Origin of the sequence: Anaerobacillus alkaliphilus (assembly GCF_004116265.1) — a bacterium.
GTDB lineage: Bacteria > Bacillota > Bacilli > Bacillales > Anaerobacillaceae > Anaerobacillus > Anaerobacillus alkaliphilus.
Map to the genome: position 1 here is coordinate 87,987 of NZ_QOUX01000039.1, position 19,444 is coordinate 107,430.

21 protein-coding genes and 1 riboswitch are annotated in these 19,444 nt (G+C 38.3%); of the genes, 13 read left to right on the forward strand and 8 right to left on the reverse strand.

Translation table 11 applies throughout. The features are described from left to right. Positions 1 to 11 precede the first annotated feature (11 nt). The 6 genes from DS745_RS24585 (at position 12) to DS745_RS12185 (ending at position 6,236) form a co-directional block, all read left to right on the forward strand. Positions 12 to 179: a hypothetical protein gene (locus tag DS745_RS24585; RefSeq protein WP_161568249.1), complete on the forward strand. Its 168-nt coding sequence runs from the start codon at positions 12 to 14 to the stop codon at positions 177 to 179. Next, the gene (locus DS745_RS12165) at positions 176 to 1,198 is read left to right on the forward strand and encodes a 3-oxoacyl-ACP synthase (RefSeq protein WP_277750921.1); all 1,023 of its coding nucleotides are present in this window, start codon (positions 176 to 178) and stop codon (positions 1,196 to 1,198) included. Before DS745_RS24585 ends, DS745_RS12165 begins: the two co-directional genes overlap by 4 nt. Positions 1,199 to 1,210: 12 nt before the next feature. Continuing rightward, positions 1,211 to 2,095, forward strand: coding sequence for an intracellular short-chain-length polyhydroxyalkanoate depolymerase (gene phaZ / locus DS745_RS12170; protein ID WP_129078517.1), 885 nt, complete (start codon positions 1,211 to 1,213; stop codon positions 2,093 to 2,095). An 18-nt stretch (positions 2,096 to 2,113) separates the two neighbouring features. Then, on the forward strand, positions 2,114 to 2,854 hold the full coding sequence (gene fabG, locus DS745_RS12175) for a 3-oxoacyl-ACP reductase FabG (RefSeq protein ID WP_129078518.1): 741 nt from the start codon (positions 2,114 to 2,116) through the stop codon (positions 2,852 to 2,854). 85 nt (positions 2,855 to 2,939) lie between these two features. Beyond that, positions 2,940 to 4,409, forward strand: a complete 1,470-nt coding sequence (locus DS745_RS12180) for an acyl-CoA synthetase (protein WP_129078519.1) — start codon at positions 2,940 to 2,942, stop codon at positions 4,407 to 4,409. A gap of 153 nt (positions 4,410 to 4,562) precedes the next feature. Continuing rightward, the gene (locus DS745_RS12185) at positions 4,563 to 6,236 is read left to right on the forward strand and encodes a PP2C family protein-serine/threonine phosphatase (protein WP_129078520.1); all 1,674 of its coding nucleotides are present in this window, start codon (positions 4,563 to 4,565) and stop codon (positions 6,234 to 6,236) included. A gap of 227 nt (positions 6,237 to 6,463) precedes the next feature. Here the strand turns inward: DS745_RS12185 and DS745_RS12190 are convergent, their stop codons facing one another. Together DS745_RS12190 and DS745_RS12195 are read right to left on the reverse strand one after the other, a co-directional pair. Continuing rightward, positions 6,464 to 7,288, reverse strand: coding sequence for a 1,4-dihydroxy-6-naphtoate synthase (locus DS745_RS12190; protein ID WP_129078521.1), 825 nt, complete (start codon positions 7,286 to 7,288; stop codon positions 6,464 to 6,466). Beyond that, positions 7,288 to 7,926 (reverse strand): futalosine hydrolase, encoded by a 639-nt coding sequence (locus DS745_RS12195; protein ID WP_129078522.1) that lies wholly within the window; start codon positions 7,924 to 7,926, stop codon positions 7,288 to 7,290. Before DS745_RS12195 ends, DS745_RS12190 begins: the two co-directional genes overlap by 1 nt. A 137-nt stretch (positions 7,927 to 8,063) precedes the next feature. Here DS745_RS12195 and DS745_RS12200 point away from each other — a divergent pair, with 137 nt between their 5' ends. Next, entirely contained in the window at positions 8,064 to 8,504 is a 441-nt protein-coding gene (locus DS745_RS12200) for a hypothetical protein (RefSeq protein ID WP_129078523.1), read from the forward strand. A 129-nt stretch (positions 8,505 to 8,633) separates the two neighbouring features. Here DS745_RS12200 and DS745_RS24590 read toward each other — a convergent pair whose 3' ends face one another. Beyond that, entirely contained in the window at positions 8,634 to 8,777 is a 144-nt protein-coding gene (locus DS745_RS24590) for a hypothetical protein (RefSeq protein ID WP_161568250.1), read from the reverse strand. Positions 8,778 to 9,004: 227 nt separating this feature from the next. Between DS745_RS24590 and DS745_RS12205 the strand changes: the two genes are divergently transcribed. From DS745_RS12205 to DS745_RS12215, 3 genes are all read left to right on the forward strand, one after another. Continuing rightward, on the forward strand, positions 9,005 to 10,591 hold the full coding sequence (locus tag DS745_RS12205) for an aspartate:alanine exchanger family transporter (protein WP_129078524.1): 1,587 nt from the start codon (positions 9,005 to 9,007) through the stop codon (positions 10,589 to 10,591). A gap of 46 nt (positions 10,592 to 10,637) precedes the next feature. Further along, positions 10,638 to 10,746, forward strand: a riboswitch (TPP riboswitch). Positions 10,747 to 10,914: 168 nt separating this feature from the next. Continuing rightward, on the forward strand, positions 10,915 to 12,684 hold the full coding sequence (gene thiC, locus DS745_RS12210) for a phosphomethylpyrimidine synthase ThiC (protein ID WP_129078648.1): 1,770 nt from the start codon (positions 10,915 to 10,917) through the stop codon (positions 12,682 to 12,684). Beyond that, a complete protein-coding gene (locus DS745_RS12215; protein ID WP_129078525.1) occupies positions 12,659 to 12,856 on the forward strand; it encodes a hypothetical protein in 198 nt (65 codons plus the stop codon). The genes thiC and DS745_RS12215 overlap by 26 nt, the downstream gene beginning before the upstream one ends. Positions 12,857 to 12,897: 41 nt before the next feature. On the opposite strand, the gene cbiQ is transcribed toward DS745_RS12215, so the two are convergent. From cbiQ to DS745_RS12240, 5 genes are all read right to left on the reverse strand, one after another. Next, the gene (gene cbiQ, locus DS745_RS12220; RefSeq protein ID WP_129078526.1) at positions 12,898 to 13,644 is read right to left on the reverse strand and encodes a cobalt ECF transporter T component CbiQ; all 747 of its coding nucleotides are present in this window, start codon (positions 13,642 to 13,644) and stop codon (positions 12,898 to 12,900) included. 33 nt (positions 13,645 to 13,677) lie between these two features. Continuing rightward, positions 13,678 to 14,499 carry a DUF4198 domain-containing protein gene (locus tag DS745_RS12225; RefSeq protein ID WP_129078527.1) on the reverse strand — a complete coding sequence of 274 codons (822 nt, stop codon included), beginning with the start codon at positions 14,497 to 14,499 and terminating at the stop codon, positions 13,678 to 13,680. A 22-nt stretch (positions 14,500 to 14,521) separates the two neighbouring features. Then, a complete protein-coding gene (locus tag DS745_RS12230; protein WP_129078528.1) occupies positions 14,522 to 14,911 on the reverse strand; it encodes a hypothetical protein in 390 nt (129 codons plus the stop codon). Further along, positions 14,908 to 15,525: a CbiM family transporter gene (locus DS745_RS12235; RefSeq protein ID WP_129078529.1), complete on the reverse strand. Its 618-nt coding sequence runs from the start codon at positions 15,523 to 15,525 to the stop codon at positions 14,908 to 14,910. The genes DS745_RS12230 and DS745_RS12235 overlap by 4 nt, the downstream gene beginning before the upstream one ends. A gap of 90 nt (positions 15,526 to 15,615) precedes the next feature. Next, positions 15,616 to 15,936, reverse strand: coding sequence for a DUF4870 domain-containing protein (locus DS745_RS12240; protein ID WP_241657805.1), 321 nt, complete (start codon positions 15,934 to 15,936; stop codon positions 15,616 to 15,618). A 76-nt stretch (positions 15,937 to 16,012) separates the two neighbouring features. On the opposite strand from DS745_RS12240, the gene DS745_RS12245 reads away from it, so the two are divergent. From DS745_RS12245 to DS745_RS12250, 3 genes are all read left to right on the forward strand, one after another. Further along, positions 16,013 to 17,905 carry an ABC-F family ATP-binding cassette domain-containing protein gene (locus DS745_RS12245; RefSeq protein WP_129078530.1) on the forward strand — a complete coding sequence of 631 codons (1,893 nt, stop codon included), beginning with the start codon at positions 16,013 to 16,015 and terminating at the stop codon, positions 17,903 to 17,905. Between the two features lie 191 nt (positions 17,906 to 18,096). After that, a complete protein-coding gene (locus DS745_RS25385) occupies positions 18,097 to 18,225 on the forward strand; it encodes a hypothetical protein (protein WP_277750922.1) in 129 nt (42 codons plus the stop codon). A gap of 3 nt (positions 18,226 to 18,228) precedes the next feature. Continuing rightward, the gene (locus DS745_RS12250; RefSeq protein WP_129078531.1) at positions 18,229 to 19,437 is read left to right on the forward strand and encodes an SEC-C domain-containing protein; all 1,209 of its coding nucleotides are present in this window, start codon (positions 18,229 to 18,231) and stop codon (positions 19,435 to 19,437) included. The last annotated feature ends 7 nt before the right edge of the window (positions 19,438 to 19,444 follow it).

Genomic DNA, 19,444 nt, shown 5'->3' on the forward strand with positions numbered 1-19,444 from the left:
GAGAGTCAGATATGGAGTGTCAGTCACAAGTGAAATCGTTCGTCATTCGCGTTCATTCGGTGGAAAACGATAATGAGCAACTACGAATTAAAGTAAAGCACGTTCAAACAGACGAAGAAAGCACGTTTATAACGTTAGAAGAAGCATTCCGTTATTTAAAGGAAGTGGTTGGAGAGTGAGTAAGGAAAAGATAGGAATTGTCAGTACAGGCATGTATGTACCTAAAGAGCGGATGAAAGGAAGCGAGATTGCTAGTTTGTCAGGCCTACCAATCCACGTTGTTACAGATAAAATGGGTATTCAAGAAAAGACGATCCCAGGTCCAAATGATCATACCTGTCAAATGGGGATAGAGGCTAGTAGAGAAGCGTTAAAGAAAGCAAACATCAATCCAGAAGATATTGACCTCATTATTTATATCGGTGAAGAGCACAAAGAGTATCCACTCTGGACAGCGGGTATTAAGCTGCAGCAAGAGATAGGAGCTGTAAATGCTTGGGCTTTTGATGTGGCACTCCGCTGTGGCACAACAGTGATGGCTCTAAAGGTGGCAAAGGCCATGATGACCTCGGATGAGTCGATCAGAACGGTTTTGCTAGCTGGTGGGTATCGCAATGTTGATTTTATCGATTACGGAAATCCGCGAACACGGTTCATGTACAATCTTTCCGCTGGAGGAGGAGCGATCATTCTTCAAAAAGGTTACGAAGAGAACGAGCTGCTTGAAACAGCTTTAATGACGGATGGCTCTTTTTCAGAGGATGTTGTTGTAGTAGCCGGTGGTACAAAGCATCCTGTAACGGAGGAAGCACTTGAAAAGCGCTTAAATTATTTAGATGTGCTTGATCCTGAGGGAATGAAACAGCGACTTGAAGCGAAATCGATGGCAAATTTCTTACAAGTTATTCGAGATTCTCTTGGGAAAAGTGGGTTAAGCGAAGCCGACATTGATTACTTAGCGATTTTGCACATGAAGCGTTCTGCTCATGACTATGTATTAAATGAATTAAAGCTTCGTGATGACCAATCGATATATTTAGAAAATTATGGACACATGGGACAAATTGACCAAATTTTATCAATAGAATTGGCTCTCGAACAAGGGAAAATCAAAGAGGGTGATGTTGTTGTGTTAGTAAGTGCCGGAATTGGCTATGCGTGGGGCGCTACGACCATTCGTTGGGGGAAACAACATTAGGAGGTATATGAAATGGCTGAAGTTCAGATGAAATCCGTGACAATCGCAAACGGTGAGACTCTCGCTTATCGTGAACGTGAAGGTGGAGAAGAGGTATTACTGCTTGTCCATGGGAATATGACATCTTCAAAACATTGGGATTTATTGATTGATAGTTTAGATGCTAAATATAAAATCTATGCTGTTGATATGCGAGGGTTTGGTGAGTCTACGTATCATCAACCAGTGGACTCAATTCAGGATTTTACAGATGACATCAAAATGTTTGTTGAGAAGTTAGGGCTAGGCTCAGTTACATTAATAGGTTGGTCAACAGGTGGAGCTGTTGCAATGCAATTTACCATTGACCAACCTGAGCAAGTGAAAAATCTAATTTTACTAGCCTCAGCTTCAACTCGTGGGTATCCTTTTGTAAACGTTCAAAAAACAGGTGAGGTAGTTCGCATACAAACAAAAGCAGAAATCGAGCAGGATCCAGTAAAATCGTTACCGGTAGTGAATGCCTATGAGACTCGCAATAAGGCCTTTTTAAAAGCGCTCTGGAATGCAGTAATTTATACAAAAAATCAGCCAGCTGAGGATTTGTATGATGAATATCTAGAAGATATGTTGACACAGCGTAATATCACAGATGTGTATCATGCGCTAAATACTTTTAATATCAGTGATGTTCATAATGGATTGCTAGAGGGAACTGGTAGAGCCAAAGAAATTCAAGTGCCTACCCTTGTTTTATGGGGTGAGAATGACCTTGTTGTTACAGTACAAATGACTAAGGAGATTATGGAAGACCTAGGTGATACAGCCAAAGCAGTTTACTTACAAGGGTGCGGACACTCGCCATTAATAGATAATCTAGAGTTACTAAAAAGAGAAATAGAGAATTTTCTTGGATAATAGGGAGGAGAAAGAAACATGCGTTTACAAGATAAAGTTGCCATTGTGACAGGTGGAGGAAATGGAATTGGAAGAGAAACCGTTCTGACTTTTACGAGAGAAGGGGCAAAGGTTGTCATTGCTGATTTTGATGAACAAGCAGGGACTAGCGTTTTGCAAGAAGTTGAGGAACGTGGCGGGACTGCCATTTTTCAAAAAGTAAATGTTGCAGATCAAGAGAGTGTTACTCAATTAGTAGAAAAGACAATTGAGACATTCGGAACTGTTTCAATCTTGGTAAATAACGCGGGGATTACGGCTGATGCAATGACACATAAGATGACTCCAGAATCATGGCAAAGAGTGATAGATGTGAACTTAACAGGTGTGTTTTATTGTACGCAAGCTGTATTAGGAAAGATGGTAGAAGAAGGAAAAGGAAAGATTATTAATACTTCAAGTGTTTCTGGTGTTTACGGAAATGTCGGTCAAGCAAACTATGCTGCTACAAAAGCTGGTGTTGTCGGTATGACAAAAACTTGGGCGAAGGAATATGGTGGTAAAGGAATTAACGTCAATGCCGTGGCACCAGGTTTTATTGAAACAGCAATGGTTGCAAAGGTACCTGAGAAGGTCATTGACAAAATGAAAGCCATCATTCCATTAAAACGTCTTGGCAGCCCTTCTGATATTGCTAATGCGTATTTATATTTAGCATCAGACGAATCGAATTATGTAAATGGAACAGTCCTCCATGTTGATGGCGGAATTATGATGTAAATCTGTAACTTGATTGCAACTCTTTTTTTATACCATAAAGGTAGAAGCTTTCTAGCAAACATTAGAAAATAAAGGGGGAGGTAAGATGAGCTGGGACACAGATTGGCTAAAAAAGCGAGCTCGGATTACTCCAGATCGAGTTGCAGTGGTTGATGGAGAAACTAGGGAACGTTGGACGTACGACAATTTGAATGAGCGAGCAGAACATCAAGCATCTTTGTTACTAGATCAGGGGATCGGTAAAGGGGATAGAGTCGCTCTTCTTGCACCTAATACAGTTAGCTATTTTGACTTATTATTTGCATGTATGAAATTAGGGGCTATCTTTGTCCCTTTAAACTGGAGACTTTCTAGTAAAGAAATAGCCTATATTTTACAAGATTGCCAACCAAAGTTATTGGCTTATGACGATAAATTCCTTCCGTTAATACCTAACAAGTATGAGGGAATTCTCCTAGGTGTTCAGCAATTATTAGCAGGAAGCCAGCCGATAATTCCTTTTGACGTGTCTATAGAAGAAAATGATCCTTTAGCGATTATCTATACCGGTGGAACGACTGGACATCCAAAAGGAGCAGTTTTGACACATAAGTCAGTTTTCTACAATGCGATAAATACGATTATTAGCTGGAATTTAACATGTGAAGATACGACTGTCACCTACATGCCGATGTTTCATACAGGTGGCCTGAATGCTTTATCGCTACCGTTATTGCACATAGGTGGAAAAGTAGTAATTGCGGATAAGTTCGAGCCTAATCATTTAATTGATGTAATCAATGAGGAACAATGCACAATTTTGTTATTAGTCCCAACGATGTATCATGTTCTCATTCAGTCAGAGAGATTTCAAAAGGCAGCTTTCCCATCAATGCACACCTTCTTATCTGGAGGTGCACCATGTTCTTATCGTATTTACGAGGCCTTTGCCAAAAAGGGTCTCGCATTTAAAGAAGGTTATGGGCTAACAGAAGCAGGTCCAAATAATTTTTACATTAATACTAGAGATGTTGTGAACAAACGTGGTTCAGTTGGCAAACCTATGCTCTATAATAACGTAAAAATAATCGATGACGATGGTAGAGATGTTGGTAGTAGTGAGGTTGGTGAGATCTTGATTAGCGGGCATCATCTTTTTGATCACTATTGGAACAGCCCTTCTATCACAGCAGCAACGATAAAAAATGGTTGGCTCTATACAGGAGATTTAGGAAAGTATGATGAAGATGGTTACTTTTATATTGTTGGACGAAAAAAGGATATGATCATCACCGGTGGTGAAAATGTTTTTCCTTTAGAGGTAGAACATGTCATCGCTGAACATGATCTTGTCACTGAAGTGGCTGTTGTTGGTGTTGCTGACGAAAAATGGGGTGAGATCGTTACGGCATTTATCGTACCAAAAGGTGGACTAACAGAGGCAGAGGTTTTGACCTACTGTAGGACGTATCTTGGTAGCTATAAGGTGCCAAAAGTTATTCGCTTTGTTAGTCAGTTACCGAAAACCGCTGTCGGCAAAATTGATAAAAAACAATTAGTTGAAATGATGGCTTGAGATCTTATCTCAGGTCATCATTTTGTTTTTAAGTCAATTAATTTTTGCATGTAGTTATTTTACCAATAAAAGGCTATTCTCCTTTTATTGTGTCTTTGCTATGATAGAAATGAAAGTGCTTACCGAGCCTCTACTAATCCAAAGGAGAAATCAATGAAGATTACAGTACAGCGTAGATTAGCTATTGGTTTTCTTATTTTTTATATTACCTTTTATTACGTTTGGATTATTGGCTTTCAAGCTCACGCAACTTGGCTTGTAACGGGGGGAAATCTTTTACATCTAGTAGCCCCTTTCATAGCTAGTCTTCTTCTATTCATTCCTGTGACTAGAGTAAAGGACGAAAATAGACTCTACTGGCTTTTCTTATTTCTAGGCTGCATAAGTTATTTCATTGGACAAGTAGTCTGGAACTATTATGAACTAGTCCTCAATATTCAAACGCCTTTTCCCAGTATCCCTGATCTTTTTTATTTGTTGCAAGCAGTTCTCTTTTTTACAGCTATTATGTATAAGTTAAAGTTAGAATTTAATAAGTTTGAAAGTTTGCAATATCAAATGGGTGTTCTTACTATCCTTTTAATTGTTATGTTCTTTAGTCTAGAGTATTTGTTCATTCCTTTTTTTAAGACCACTTATTCTTTGGTAGAATTGGTATTCTTGCTTGCATACCCCGTAAGTGATATTGGAATCCTCTTTGCTCTACTAGTATTAAATTATTATACAGTGTTTAAATCCCATGTTAGAATTTTAATCCTTGGAACATCTATCTTAGTTTTTACCCATATTGCCTATTCTTTTATGCTAGTTACTGATAGTTACCAGACGGGTAGTCTGATTGATCCGTTGTTTTCTTTAGGGATATTCCTTGTTGGAATGTCGGGGCTATATTCTGAGAGCTCTTTAAAAAATAAAATAGAAAGTCAGAATAGACATTACTATACACGGATGGTATTTCCTTTATTAATAACTATCGTACTATTACTATGGTTTGTCTTGCATAAGACGATTAACAATCAAATAGATTTAATTGATATAGGAGTATTAATAGGGACAATTTTGATGGTTATCCGGATTGTTATATTTAGACTGGAAAATGATGATCTTTTAAGCAGAAAATTAGAAGAACTACACTTAGCAAAAAGTGTTCAGAAAGGATTGTTACCTTCAGATATTAGCAACGAATCAATTGGTACCACTTCATATTTTAAGCCCTCAGAAGAATTATCAGGAGATTTGTACTATTGGGAGAAAATAAATGAAAAAAAGTATGGCATCTTGATTATAGATGTAATGGGTCACGGCTTGTCTTCATCTATTATAAGCCTTTCTATTAAATCTCTACTGCATGGCTTAGTCACAAAAGTGAGCCAACCGAGCAGTGTGATGACTGAACTTTCAAACCATATGGATCGAATGTTTGGACAAGCTGATAACCCATACTACTTTACCGCTATTTACATTCTGGTTGATAACGAAGAAAAGAAAATCAGTTATGTTAATGCAGGTCATCCCTCTGTACTTTGGAATGAAAAAGGGAAAGGGGTCATGCAATTAGAATCAACATGTCCCCCAATAGGTCTTTTTGAAAACTCGCCTATAGTAGAAAGTGAGTTTAGATACGAAAAGTCTGGGAGATTTGTCTTGTATACAGACGGGTTTTTAGAAACGGTATGGAGCACACAAACAAAGGTCTCTTGCTTAGAAAAATTTTTACTTGAGCATGAAGCAAAAGATATTCACGAGTTTAAAGACAAGCTATTGTCTAAATGTACTCAAAAAACAGAAGATGACAAATGTCTTGTGATTGTAGACATAAAGAAGTAGCCCTAAGTAAGGAGCTACTTCTTCTTTATTAAAGGCAGTTTTCGCAAAGTTTGTTGCTTTCGTAAAAATCCAAAAGCCGGATTTTTACACAAATTACTAATAATTTACCACTAATTCAGTAAGTGCTGCTCTTTTCTTACATAATTTATTGGCTGATATCTTCATCTAGGGTATTTTTCTGATTATTTTAGGATAATAAAGCCACAATTTTTACGAAAAGAGCCTTATTAATAACGTAATTTTTCTAGATCCATTTCAGGTACTAATCCTTCTTTAGCTGCACGACTTAGTAGAGCAAAAACGGCAGCGTATCCATCATCCCCTAAATGAGCAGAGAATTCGTTAACGTACAAGTCAATATGAGCTTGAGCTACTTCAGGTGAAAGCTCTTGGGCATGGCACATAATGTAGTCACGGGAAACGTCAGGATTAGCCCATGCATATTCAACTGACTGGCGAATCCAATCAGCGACCTTTTCCAAATCCAACGAACGACGAGCAATAATTGCTCCAAGTGGGATTGGTAAATTCGTATCTTCTTCCCACCAGTTTCCGAGATCTGTTAACATGGTTAACCCATAATTTTGGTAAGTGAAACGAGCTTCGTGAATGACTAGGCCTGCATCAACAAGACCATCACGAACAGCAGGCATGATTTCATGAAATGGCATGACGATAATTTCTCCTACACCGCCAGGAACATTTTGAGCTGCCCATAAGCGGAATAATAGATAGGCTGTTGAACGTTCACTTGGAACAGCTACTTTCTTTCCGGATATAGACCCTTCAGAACCATTTGTTAAAACGAGAGGACCACAACCCCTTCCTAGAGCTCCGCCACATGGCAACAATGTATAATCAGAAGAAATCCAAGGTAGAGCTGCGTAAGATATTTTCATAATATCGGGTCCGTTTGCTTCAACAGCCAGTTTGTTTGTTATATCAATATCCGCATAGGTTACATCAAACTTTGGCGCACCAGGTACTAAACCGTGTACAAGTGCATGAAAAATAAAGGTATCATTAGGACAAGGGGAATAGACAATTTTCATTAAAGCACCTCCGCTAAAACTGAACTAGCTTTTTCTAATTGTTGTAACGCTTCTTTTATTTTCCAGGAGGACTTGTCACGAGGACCAACCGGATTTGAAATGGTGCGTATTTCTAAGACGGGTAATTTTGCGTCGTGAGCAGCTAATGCTACTCCGAACCCTTCCATTGCCTCAACGGTAGCCCCCTCCACTCGTAAAGCTAAATCTTCTGCAGTTTCGAAAGATCCTGTGACTGTTGAGAGTGTAAGTACTGGACCTGTAAAAGTGGATAGCTCAGCTTTTTGAAATGCATCAGCAACTTTGGTGGCAAGCTCTTGGTCCACTGGTACTCTAGAAATTCCGAAACCTAACTGTTCAATACTAGCGAAACCTTCAGTTGTTTGGGCACCGAGATCAGCGGCAATAATATCTGTTGCTACGACAATTGAACCAACATCAGCTCGACCTATAAAACCACCGCCAATACCAGCACTAATCACTAGGTCATATTCGCCTTTGGCAATGACTTTTGTTGTAGAAATCGCTGCAGCCACTGGTCCAACTCCTCCTGCAACAACATCAAATCTTGGATCATTGTTAATTCCTCGTAAAACAGCGTCTTGTTCAGCTGCAACAGCAGTCATAACTAATATTCGCATATGAATTCTCCCTTTTTAACAGTTACATAAGGCAATTATACACCAACTAATAGGGGTTGACATATATCGAGACTTACCAGAAGTTTTGAAGGCTTATCCCATCTGTGGTACGATTGTAGTAATAGGGGGTTAGTATTATGGATAAGAAAAGTGTTATTATTATAGGCGGAATTTTCCTTGTTTTCTACTTTATGATTTTCTTTAAAGGGCCTTCTGAATTACCAACAGATGTACGAGCAGAAATTTGGGATAGAAGTTATTTAATCATGACTGATGTACTAGTAAACTCCTCACCGTATGAACCTTTAAGTGAAGAAACATTTGCAGAATATAATGCGTTTATTGATAGTTATAGTGCTGAGGCGACAGCAGACGAACCATTAACGGATAACGAAAAACTAATCTTATATCATTTAAAAGGTTTAGTTTATCATGCTCAACAATTTCGCATTATTTACCAAGAGTGTGGTGAATGCTACACTGATGAAGCCAACGAGCAGTTAGAAAAAATGGTAGAGGCAGAACTAGAGCTTCTCAGAACCTATAATGTAAACGCAAGTGAGTTTTATGGAAATTAATAAAGGACTTCATAATTGTTTAGCACAATTATGAAGTCCTTTTAGGTTTTATAAGCAAGAAGGTAAGTATATTAGCTAGCAAGAGGGGAGGGGGCCCCTCTTTTTAACTATTTATCGAAATAAACTTCGTTATGATCTTTTTTTCTGCTTAAGCTTTGCACCGATTGCACGAATTTTTATTTCCATCTCTTCGGTTGAGATTTTTCCTTGGATGTACTTTATATGAAGCTTCTCTTTCTTAATCGCTTTATCTAAACGGTCTAAGTAGTCCATTGAAAACACCCTTTCTAGTAAACTACTAATAAGCATATCCACTTCTAGGAAATTTAAACTTGTTTCCTAGATTTTTTTCATTATTTTCGTAAATAATATGAAAAACAGTAATTGTGACGCTTTTTTGACATTTTACTAAGTAAGCCTTTTCATCCGAAAAAAATGTGAAGGGTTTCACGTTCGTTTTGTTATAATTAGCACGGGAATAATTTTTGGAGGAGAGTTTTATGTCATTACTAGACGATCCACTAATTTTGATATTTATCGTTTTATTTATTGGTTCGCTAATTGGTCAAATAGAGATAAAAGGCATAAATCTTGGGGCATCTGGTGTTTTACTCTTTGCGATGGTGCTTGGGCATTTTGGTTATCAAATACCAGCAATTGTTCAGAGCTTAGGATTAAGCTTATTTATTGTTGCGGTGGGTTTACAAGCTGGGCCACGCTTTTTTCGAATGATGCGTAGTAGTGGTTTAGTTTTTGCTATCTTAGGTTTTTTAATTATTGTCGTTGCAGTGATTACGACGGTTATCGTCTCAAAAATATTTAACCTATCCGCTCCGTTAAGCATTGGTTTGATGACCGGAGCGCTAACTAGTACACCGGGCTTGGCCGCTGCATTAGAAGCAACCAAAGATCCAATTGCTTCCGTTGGTTATGGTATTGCGTATCCTTTTGGAGTAATTGCCGTTGTCTTATTTGTTCAGTTGTTCCCAAGAGTCTTGAAGATAGATTTGGTTAAAGACCTACAGAAAACAGTAAGCCCTGTAAAGCATAAAAGCTCACTTAAGAAAATGACAATCAGAATTGAAGACGATACTGTTCATAAATTGACAATAAATGAGCTTCAACGCACGTTAAAAAGTACTGCTGTGATTAGCCGGATTATTCGCGGTGATCGAAATTTCTTAGGTAGAAACGATACGGTATTACTTAAAGAAGATGAAATTATAGCGGTTGGTTACCCTGAAGACTTAAATAAATTAAGGGATGCTATAGGCACTGAGATTACAACAGATGTAAAAATCCGTGAAAACTTAAAAATTTTTCGTGTCACAGTCGATGCCCAAGATATGATTGGAAAAAGTCTCCGCGAAATTCATTTGAGGGAAAGGTTTAGTGTCACTGTTACGAGGTTAGAACGAGCTGGGTATGAATTCCCACCTAGTCCTAATTGGCGCTTAGAGCGGGGCGATGTACTGACTGTAGTGTGCAGTCCGGAACGTATAAAAGCAGTTCAAGAGGTGTTTGGTACAAGACAACATCAAGAAGCGAACATTCATATTTTTTCTCTAAGTTTAATTTTGTTGATAGGAATACTTGTAGGGATGATTCCAATCCACATCCCAGGTCTAGGAACGATGACGTTGGGAGTAGCTGGTGGACCTTTGTTAATTGCGATTATTATTGGTCATTTTGGAAAGTTAGGTCCAATACAAGCCAGGTTTTATCAACCGTCTAATCGGGTCATTCGAGATGTTGGCTTAGTCCTGTTTTTAGCAGGTGCAGGCACGACAGCAGGAAGCGGTTTAGTAGAGGTGGTAAAAAATGAAGGCGTTGGTTTAATCATTGGAGGAGCAATGATCACGATCATCCCAATGGTTGTAGCTTTTATTGTTGCTAAGAAACTGTTTCATCTAAGTGTTATTCACTCATTGGGTGCAATTTGTGGAGGGATGACTAGTACACCAGGTCTTGGGGCATGTAACAATTTAGTTGACACTGAAGATCCAGCGATTGCTTATGCAGCTGCGTATCCTATTGCCCTTATTTTTGTCGCGATTGCATCTCAGTTATTGGTATTGATTTTATAAAAAAAATGGTATTAATTTCCGTTAAACTACGATATGATAGTATAGAAAAGTCTACTAGGGGAGTCCATTATGCTGGACTGAGAAAAGAATGCATTCTTTGACCCTTGGAACCTGATCTGGATGATACCAGCGTAGGGAAGTAGTAAAAACAAGAAGGTGGCATTTCTTTGTCTCTTTCTTTGATTTTATCTTCTGTCCATTATCGGGTTCTGAGTTATTCAGAGCCCGATTTTTTGCGTTCATGAAGTAAAAATCAATTCCTTATAGTTGCTGTATCTTCAGTTCCAAAAAAACATATTTTTGAGGAGGAAGTTACATTGTCAATGCAAAAAGAAATGTCGATCGATTTAAAGTCACAGTTTGCTGCAAGTAAAAAGGTTTACGTAGAAGGATCGAGGAAGGACATTCAAGTACCGATGCGAGAAATTGAATTAACAGCTACAACTGGAATTGCAGGTGAAAGGGAAAATCCACCTGTAAGAGTATACGATACAAGCGGCCCTTATACAGATGTTAATTATGAAGTAGATGTACGTAAGGGACTTCCAAAGATTAGACAAAACTGGATTTTAGAACGAAATGATGTTGAGGAATACGAAGGAAGAGATATTAAGCCTGAAGATAATGGGTTTCGTCTAGATGACCCACGTGCAAATATGGAGTGGTTTCCAAATCGAGTAACTAAACCACTACGTTCCAAAGACGGTAACGCCGTGACGCAAATGTATTACGCAAAGCAAGGAATTGTTACACCTGAGATGGAGTTTGTAGCCATTCGTGAAAACATGGATCCACAGTTCGTTCGTGAAGAAATTGCTCGTGGTCGTGCAATCATTCCTAATAATATTAACCACCCAGAAAGTGAACCGATGATAATTGGTCGCAATTTTCATGTAAAAATTAATGCCAATATCGGTAACTCTGCTGTGTCTTCTTCGATTGAAGAGGAAGTAGAGAAAATGACGTGGGCGACACGCTGGGGTACAGATACAATTATGGATTTATCTACTGGTAAAAACATTCATACGACGAGAGAATGGATTATTCGAAATTCACCGGTGCCAGTAGGAACTGTACCAATTTATCAAGCTCTGGAAAAAGTAAATGGAATTGCTGAAGACTTAACATGGGAAGTGTATCGTGATACGTTAATTGAGCAAGCAGAGCAAGGAGTCGACTATTTTACGATACACGCGGGAGTACTACTTCGTTACATTCCGATGACTGTTAATCGTATGACAGGAATTGTTTCTCGCGGTGGATCGATTTTAGCTCAATGGTGCTTAGCTCATCATCAAGAAAACTTCCTCTATACACATTTTGAAGAGATTTGTGAAATACTTAAAGCCTATGATATTGCCGTATCATTAGGTGATGGTTTGCGTCCAGGTTCTATTGCAGATGCAAATGATGAAGCACAGTTTGCCGAACTTGTAACATTAGGAGAATTAACAGACATAGCTTGGAAGCATGACGTTCAAGTGATGATTGAAGGACCAGGTCATGTTCCAATGCACAAAATTAAGGAGAACATGGATTTACAGTTAGAAATCTGTAAAGAAGCTCCATTCTATACATTAGGACCACTGACAACCGACATTGCTCCTGGCTATGATCATATTACATCTGCAATTGGTGCAGCGATGATCGGTTGGTATGGAACAGCGATGTTATGCTATGTAACTCCAAAAGAACATTTAGGTTTACCAAACAAAAATGATGTTCGAGAAGGAGTTATTACGTACAAGATTGCTGCTCATGCAGCAGATCTAGCAAAAGGTCATCCAGGTGCTCAAATGCGTGATGATGCCTTATCAAAAGCTCGTTTCGAATTCCGTTGGCATGATCAATTTAATCTTTCACTTGATCCTGAGCGAGCTAGAGAATATCATGATGAAACTCTACCTGTGGAAGCGGCAAAAACAGCCCATTTTTGTTCTATGTGTGGACCGAAATTCTGTTCAATGAGAATTTCTCATGACATTCGCAATACTGCAAATGAACAAGGAAAAACAGAAGATGAAGTCATTGAAGAAGGTATGAAGCTAAAAGCGAAGGAGTTCGTTGATGATGGAGCAAAAATCTACAAGTAATCTTGATCATGTCCGTCAAATAAAGGCTGAAATCCGAGCGATTGAAATAAAAAAACAACAGCTTCAAAAACAATTAAAGTCGATTCAACAAACTTGTGACCATGAGTTTCATGAAACCGCAATTTTGCGCAAGTGTCGTAAGTGTAAATGGACAGAGAGCGTGTATTACTAGAAACAGAGAAAGCATCAGCAGAGCTGATGCTTTCTTTGTTTCTAAAAATATAGTCTTTCAATCGTTATTAATGTTGCTATTAGTAAGAAAGGAATGATAGTTTTTGTAATATCCCAGCCGTGTAAAGCACGTTTTTTCCGAAAGCGAATGGTGCCGTTAAAACAACGAGCAGTCATTGCACTGTAAACATTTTCGGCTCGGTCTAAGGATTTGATAAGGAGTCCACCGGTCAATTGACCATATACTTTTAAATTACGAATGGATATGCCACCAGAAAAAAATCGAGATCTAGCCGCTAACTGCATTTTTTGAATGTCATCAAAAAATAAAAATACATAGCGGTAGGATAATAACAATATGGTAATGACGATAGGTGGCACCTTTAAGTGAGTGAGGCTATCCATAAATTCATCAACAGTTTGCGTATGAAGCAAAATTGTCATCACCGTCATACAGGTAATTGCCTTCAAGAATATAAGTGCTGCAAATGAGACACGCTCAAGTTCAATAGGGAGACCTCCCCCTACTATTAATGGGACCGTCATTAATAGTAAAAAAGGGAGGATGATTAAGTATCTCTTCAGCAATAGAATAATGGATATCCCCATGGCTAATGAACCTATGATTGCAATCGCAAATGCAAACATTCCGAACAACACGGTTTTAAGACTTATTACTCCAAAGATAAAGATTATAACTGCAATCAATTTCGCTCTTGCTTCCCATGATAAAGCCCATTGAGAAATGCCTTCTAGTTCGGATTGGATATCCCCTTGCGTTTTAGCCATTCTACTTCACCACTTTCGTGAAACAATGAAGGTTTATTTCTTTCTTTTAAGAATCAAAAATGTAAATGCTGAACCTAATAGCAAACCAATTAATAGTACTGCGATATACATTAAAGGGTTCTCATAATTGTTTTCATTAGCGATGGGGTATGAATTATCGAAAATTAACGTGGTTGTTCGACCAGTTAATTCGTAGTCAGTGTCATCTAGTGTTCCGCTTTCATCTGTTTGGAAACTAGCTTTGATCAACCATTCGCCGTTTGACCTTAGATTAAATTCGAATGCACCATCAGCACCAGTGACACCTTCAAAATGTTCTCCAGCAGGACCGTAAGCTGTGACAGTTACATTTGATTGGGGATTACCTTCAAAAAGAACATTCCCTTTCAATAAGCCTTGGTTGAAAATAGCAAGGTTAGTTTCCGGGATAATTTCAAGATCAAGTCCGACAGGGTGGTTAGTAATGTTGTCTCCTGAACCAACATGATATACTGTTTTCGCTCTTTGTAAACTCAACCTCGTAGGTTCATCCCCAGGTGTATATGTACTTGGTTTGCGCATTGCCCAGAATACGTACTGACCCGTTTCGGAAGCGGGAATAAATGCTCTTGCTTGAACTCCTATTCTCTCCATTTCAAGCTGCTTTGTTTGACCATTTGGTAATTTTACAAACAATTCATAATTATCAGGATTCCCTTGATCTATAAAGTCTCTTAGATGTCCCCATAAAACGTCAACTTGTAGTTCATTACTCGTCTGATCTTCCTTCACTTGGATAAAGAGTTCGTGCGCAAATGCTTTTGGGGCAATCAATAAAGAAATCATTAATAAAGTGACGATTAATACCTTTTTCATCAGTTGATGTCCTCCTAGTTAGTTAATTCAATCGATAATAAAATAAGGCAGAGATAAATAAAAGCATAGATATCCCTAATAGGGCTCTTAGCCAAATAGGGACAGCATTAAGTAAGTTCACTTTTTCTTCAAGTACCCATGAGGCTCTATGACCGATGCCGTCGTCGGCGATTATATGATGAATGGCTATTGAGGAGTCGAAGTGTACGATCCCCAAGTCATTAGCCGTTTCTTCAAACAACAAGTTACCCTTTTCATCAAACGCTTTGACTAGGGCTATGGCAGAGTTAGTTCCGTCATCATAACGAACTTGAATGGTCCCGGGTTCGTTCATTTCAACTACCATTCGATGGGCAAATACTAGGTGTGGTTGTAGTAAAGCAAGTACGAGAACGCAAAGAAACACTCTCATTTTTTCAGTCCTACACCTCTTTCAAAAAGACTTGGTCGAACAGAGTATAAGTACTTTACAGAAAATCCGGTTAACACACCTTCGAGAAAGGCAAGTGGCAAATAGGCGATAAGTAGAATGTTGATGACTGAGAAAGTTCCTTCGCCGTACCGTGAATCGGAAAAGAGTAGCAGTACCATTAATAGAAGTACACCACCGCAAATCGCTAGAAAGCCTGAGAAAAATCCTTTCCAAAACACAGGATAATTCTTGAAAATTGTTGCTAGCCAATAAACAAATAAAGCAGGGATAGACATTAATAAGGTGTTTGCGCCTAATGTACTTAAGCCACCATGTTGAAACAAGGTTGCTTGAAGAATTAGGCCGATAAAAATTCCTAAAGGAGCACGGCGTCCAAGCACTAATCCAAGAAAACCTCCTAAGAGGGGATGGACAGACGTAGGGCCAATCGGAATATTAATGAGCGAAGAAACGAAAAATGCTCCCGTAAGTAAACTGATTTTGGGTACTTCTTCTTCTTTAATTCCTTTTAAAGAATATGTAATGAGACCTATTGCTGCAATGGATGTCCCAACAGCTACAGACACACTTAACACACCATCCGCCACATGCATAATATCACCCCCATACTAACCTATGGTGCCAGGCACCGAAAAAGAACAAAAAAACGTAAAAGTCCACCTGAGGTGGACTTTTACGTTTGGTTATAAAATTCGGAATATGAATGGAAAACGGTAATATTCGCCTTCGTATGCTTTAATTGCAGCGATAATAGTTAGAATAAAGGCAGCAATACCAATGACAATAAGAATAAATATACCAACTAGGACAAGAACTAAAATACCGCCAATAATCGAGTAGATTGTAAAAGAAATTAAGAAGTTAAAATACTCTCTGCCGTGGTGGTCAATAAAGTCTGATTCTTCTTTTTTCAACAACCAAATAATAAGCGGGCCAATAAATGTGGTGAAGAAACTTATGACATAAATCATCATGGCTAAGGTACGATCGTCTCTTTCAACCAAGGGATTCACCTCCTTCTTGTTTTATTTGTTATAATAGATAATACCTACTATACGAAGCAAATGAGGAATGAGTTACATGAGTATTCTTTCAGTTGAAAATTTATATAAAACATACGGTGATAAGACACTATTTGACCAGCTTTCTTTTACCATCTCTGGGAAAGATCGCATAGGTTTAATTGGCGTTAATGGTACAGGGAAGTCAACGTTATTAAAAATTCTAGCAGGACTTGAGTCTATGGATAACGGGAAGATTATCCATGCAAATCAGTTTCATATCGAGTACCTCCCACAGCAGCCGGAGTTAGACCATGCATTAACGGTCCTTGAACAAATTTATTACGGTGACTCTAGCATTATGACAGCAATGCGAGAATATGAAACGGCACTGGCTGACTTAGAAAAAGATCTAGGTGACGAAAAGCTGCAAACGCGTCTTTTTCAAAAGCAACAAAAGATGGACGAACTAGATGCTTGGGAAGCCAATACGGTGGCAAAAACGGTTTTAACACGCTTAGGAATTACTGACTTTACAAAATCGGTAGGTCTATTATCTGGTGGACAGAAAAAACGGGTTGCGATTGCCAAAGCACTTATTCAACGAGCTGATCTTCTAATATTAGATGAGCCAACCAACCATTTAGATAATGAAACGATTGAATGGTTAGAAGGATTTTTAGCCCAATATAAAGGGGCTCTACTATTAGTTACCCATGATCGTTATTTTTTAAATCGTGTAACGAATCATATTTTTGAACTAGATGGTGGAAGTCTTTACACTTATGAAGGAAATTATGAAATCTTTCTAGAGAAAAAAGCAGAACGAGAAATAATCGCCGAGCAGAATGAAGACAAACGACAGAATATCCTGCGTCGAGAGTTAGCCTGGCTTCGTCGTGGTGCAAAGGCACGTACAACAAAACAAAAAGCGCGAATTCATCGTGTGGAAGATTTACAAAATCAAAAAGGACCGACAACACAGGGGAACATTGAATTTTCGATTGGGTCACAACGCTTAGGTGATAAAGTCATAGAAGTTGAAGGTATTTCGAAAACTTTAGGTGGTTTGGAGCTTTTAAAAAATTTTAGTTACCTATTAGTTCCAGGTGAGCGTCTAGGGATTATTGGACCAAATGGTAGTGGGAAGTCAACACTACTAAACATCTTAGCTGGTCGTATAGCTGTAGATAGTGGCGTGGTGGAAGTAGGCGAAACCGTGAAAATTGGCTACTATACGCAAGGGGACGAAGAGATGAATGGTGATCTTCGTGTCGTCGAGTTTATAAAAGAGGTAGCTGAAGTTGTCCATACCACAGGTGGCCAAACCATTACGGCTGAGCAAATGCTCGAGCGCTTTCTTTTTGCAAGACCAATGCAATGGACCTATATCCGTCGCTTGTCAGGTGGGGAACGCCGCAGATTATATCTGTTGAAAATATTAATGACAGAACCTAACGTATTATTTCTTGATGAGCCAACAAATGATCTAGACATCCAAACGTTAAGTATTTTAGAGGACTACCTAGATCAGTTCCCAGGTGTCGTAATTACTGTTTCCCATGATCGTTATTTTCTAGATCGCGTTGTTGATCATCTTTTAGTATTTAACGATGGTGCCATTTCGCGTTTTCAAGGAAGTTATTCAGATTATATGGAAGAGGAACAACTGCGCCGAGAACTTGAAGCAGAAGCGGTTGTCCCGACTGCTAAGCAGGAGCAACCACGCAAGGAAAAGAAGAAAAAGCTCTCGTATAAAGATCAGCAGGAGTGGAACCAAATTGAGGACCGTATCGCTGGTCTTGAAGAAAAGAAAGAGGCACTTGAGGCGGAGATCGCTGCTTCCGGAAGTGATATTGGTAAAATTAATGAGCTCTTTGCAAAACAAAAGCAAGTAGAGGCAGATTTAGAAGCAGCAATGGAACGCTGGGAAGAACTGTCGCTATTAGTTGAAGAGATTGAAAATAGTTAAGGTAGGCTAGGAGGATCTGCAAAGGGCAGGTTCTCTTTTTTATAGGGGGGAATTTAGCTACAATTCTTACTAGATTTAATGTCTAAATTACTCTACTATTAAAGCTAACAAACTACTAATAATATGTTTATAATAGAAACTTGCTGTTAATAATAATTATGAGGAAATGTACGGCATAGGAGGATTTTATAATGACTATTGACATCATAACTGCTGTTTTAGCTATTTTTATTTTACGAGAATTAGTAAAGACGAAAAGTGAGCTTAGAGAAATAAAAGAATATGTGAAAAAGATAGCTGATAAAGATAGAGAGGTGTAAACATTGACGAAACGAAATGAGCCATGTCCATGTGGGAGTAGCAAAAAGTATAAAAATTGTTGCGCTTCAAAAGTTCCTACTGATATTGATAAGTTAATTGAATTCAATATCCTGGAGCTCCAACAAGATATCTTCCATTATGCTCAATCACACTACGAAGATGGTTTGGAAGAGTGTATAAATGAATTTTTTGAAGAAGCCATCTTTGAAGATGAAGATCAATTTGATCATGCAGGTTTTTTATTAATGACTTGGGCTATTTTTTCTTTGCCAATTGCTGAAACTAAACAAACGATACTAGAGTCATATATTAAAAAACATAGCAAAAAAATTACTAGGCCAGCTTTAAGAGAAGCGTTAGAGAAATTGCCAGGGACTGCACCGTCGGTTTTTAAGGTGAAAAGAGACGACCAAATGGTTCTATTTGTAGAAGATATTTTTACAGAAGAAGAAAAACAAATACAATTATTGGTACCTAATAACGATGAAAAGATCGGTGAGGATTTAGATGGTTACTACGTACTTGGAATGACAATGAGTTGTCATAATCGAACCTACTTTTTCGGTACTTTCCAGGTGATAACAAGTGCGGTGCAGATTGGTGAGATTTTAAGTCTCTATGAGATACACTCTGATGAACTATCACCTCAACAATTTACAGATGAATTTTTTCCTGAGATCATTGAAGTTGCTTTTAATGGGCTACCTGATTTTAATGATATGCCCTGGGACAATCCTAATCAAAAACAAGTAAGTGAGCTTGTAAGAGCGAATTTAAAGGTAGCAAAAGAAATCAAGCCCACTCTTGAAGGGCTAACAATAACTCTCTGGAAAGTTTATTGCTCGAAAACAGGCGGGAATATTAGAAATATCCCTAAATACGCAGCTGCGCTTCATTTTATTATCGGTCATTTTATGGTTGCTTTCGGAGAAGATGAGCTGTCAAAACAGCAATTAGCTAAAATGTATGATGTGAAAATTCGAGGGTTATCGGACACAATAAATAAATTAGAAGATGTCCTTGAAGATGATCTTAATAAAATCGCTGATGATCTAATCTTTGGACTTGTAGAAGATGAAGACTATGATCCTTTTGACTTTGAAGATGAAGATGACGATGACATCGACCTTGACGATTTTTTCCTAGAAGAAGAATTTATTATAGATGAACTGGCAAAAAAACGTAATGAAAAACAGAAAGTTAGAAAATAGAAAGAAG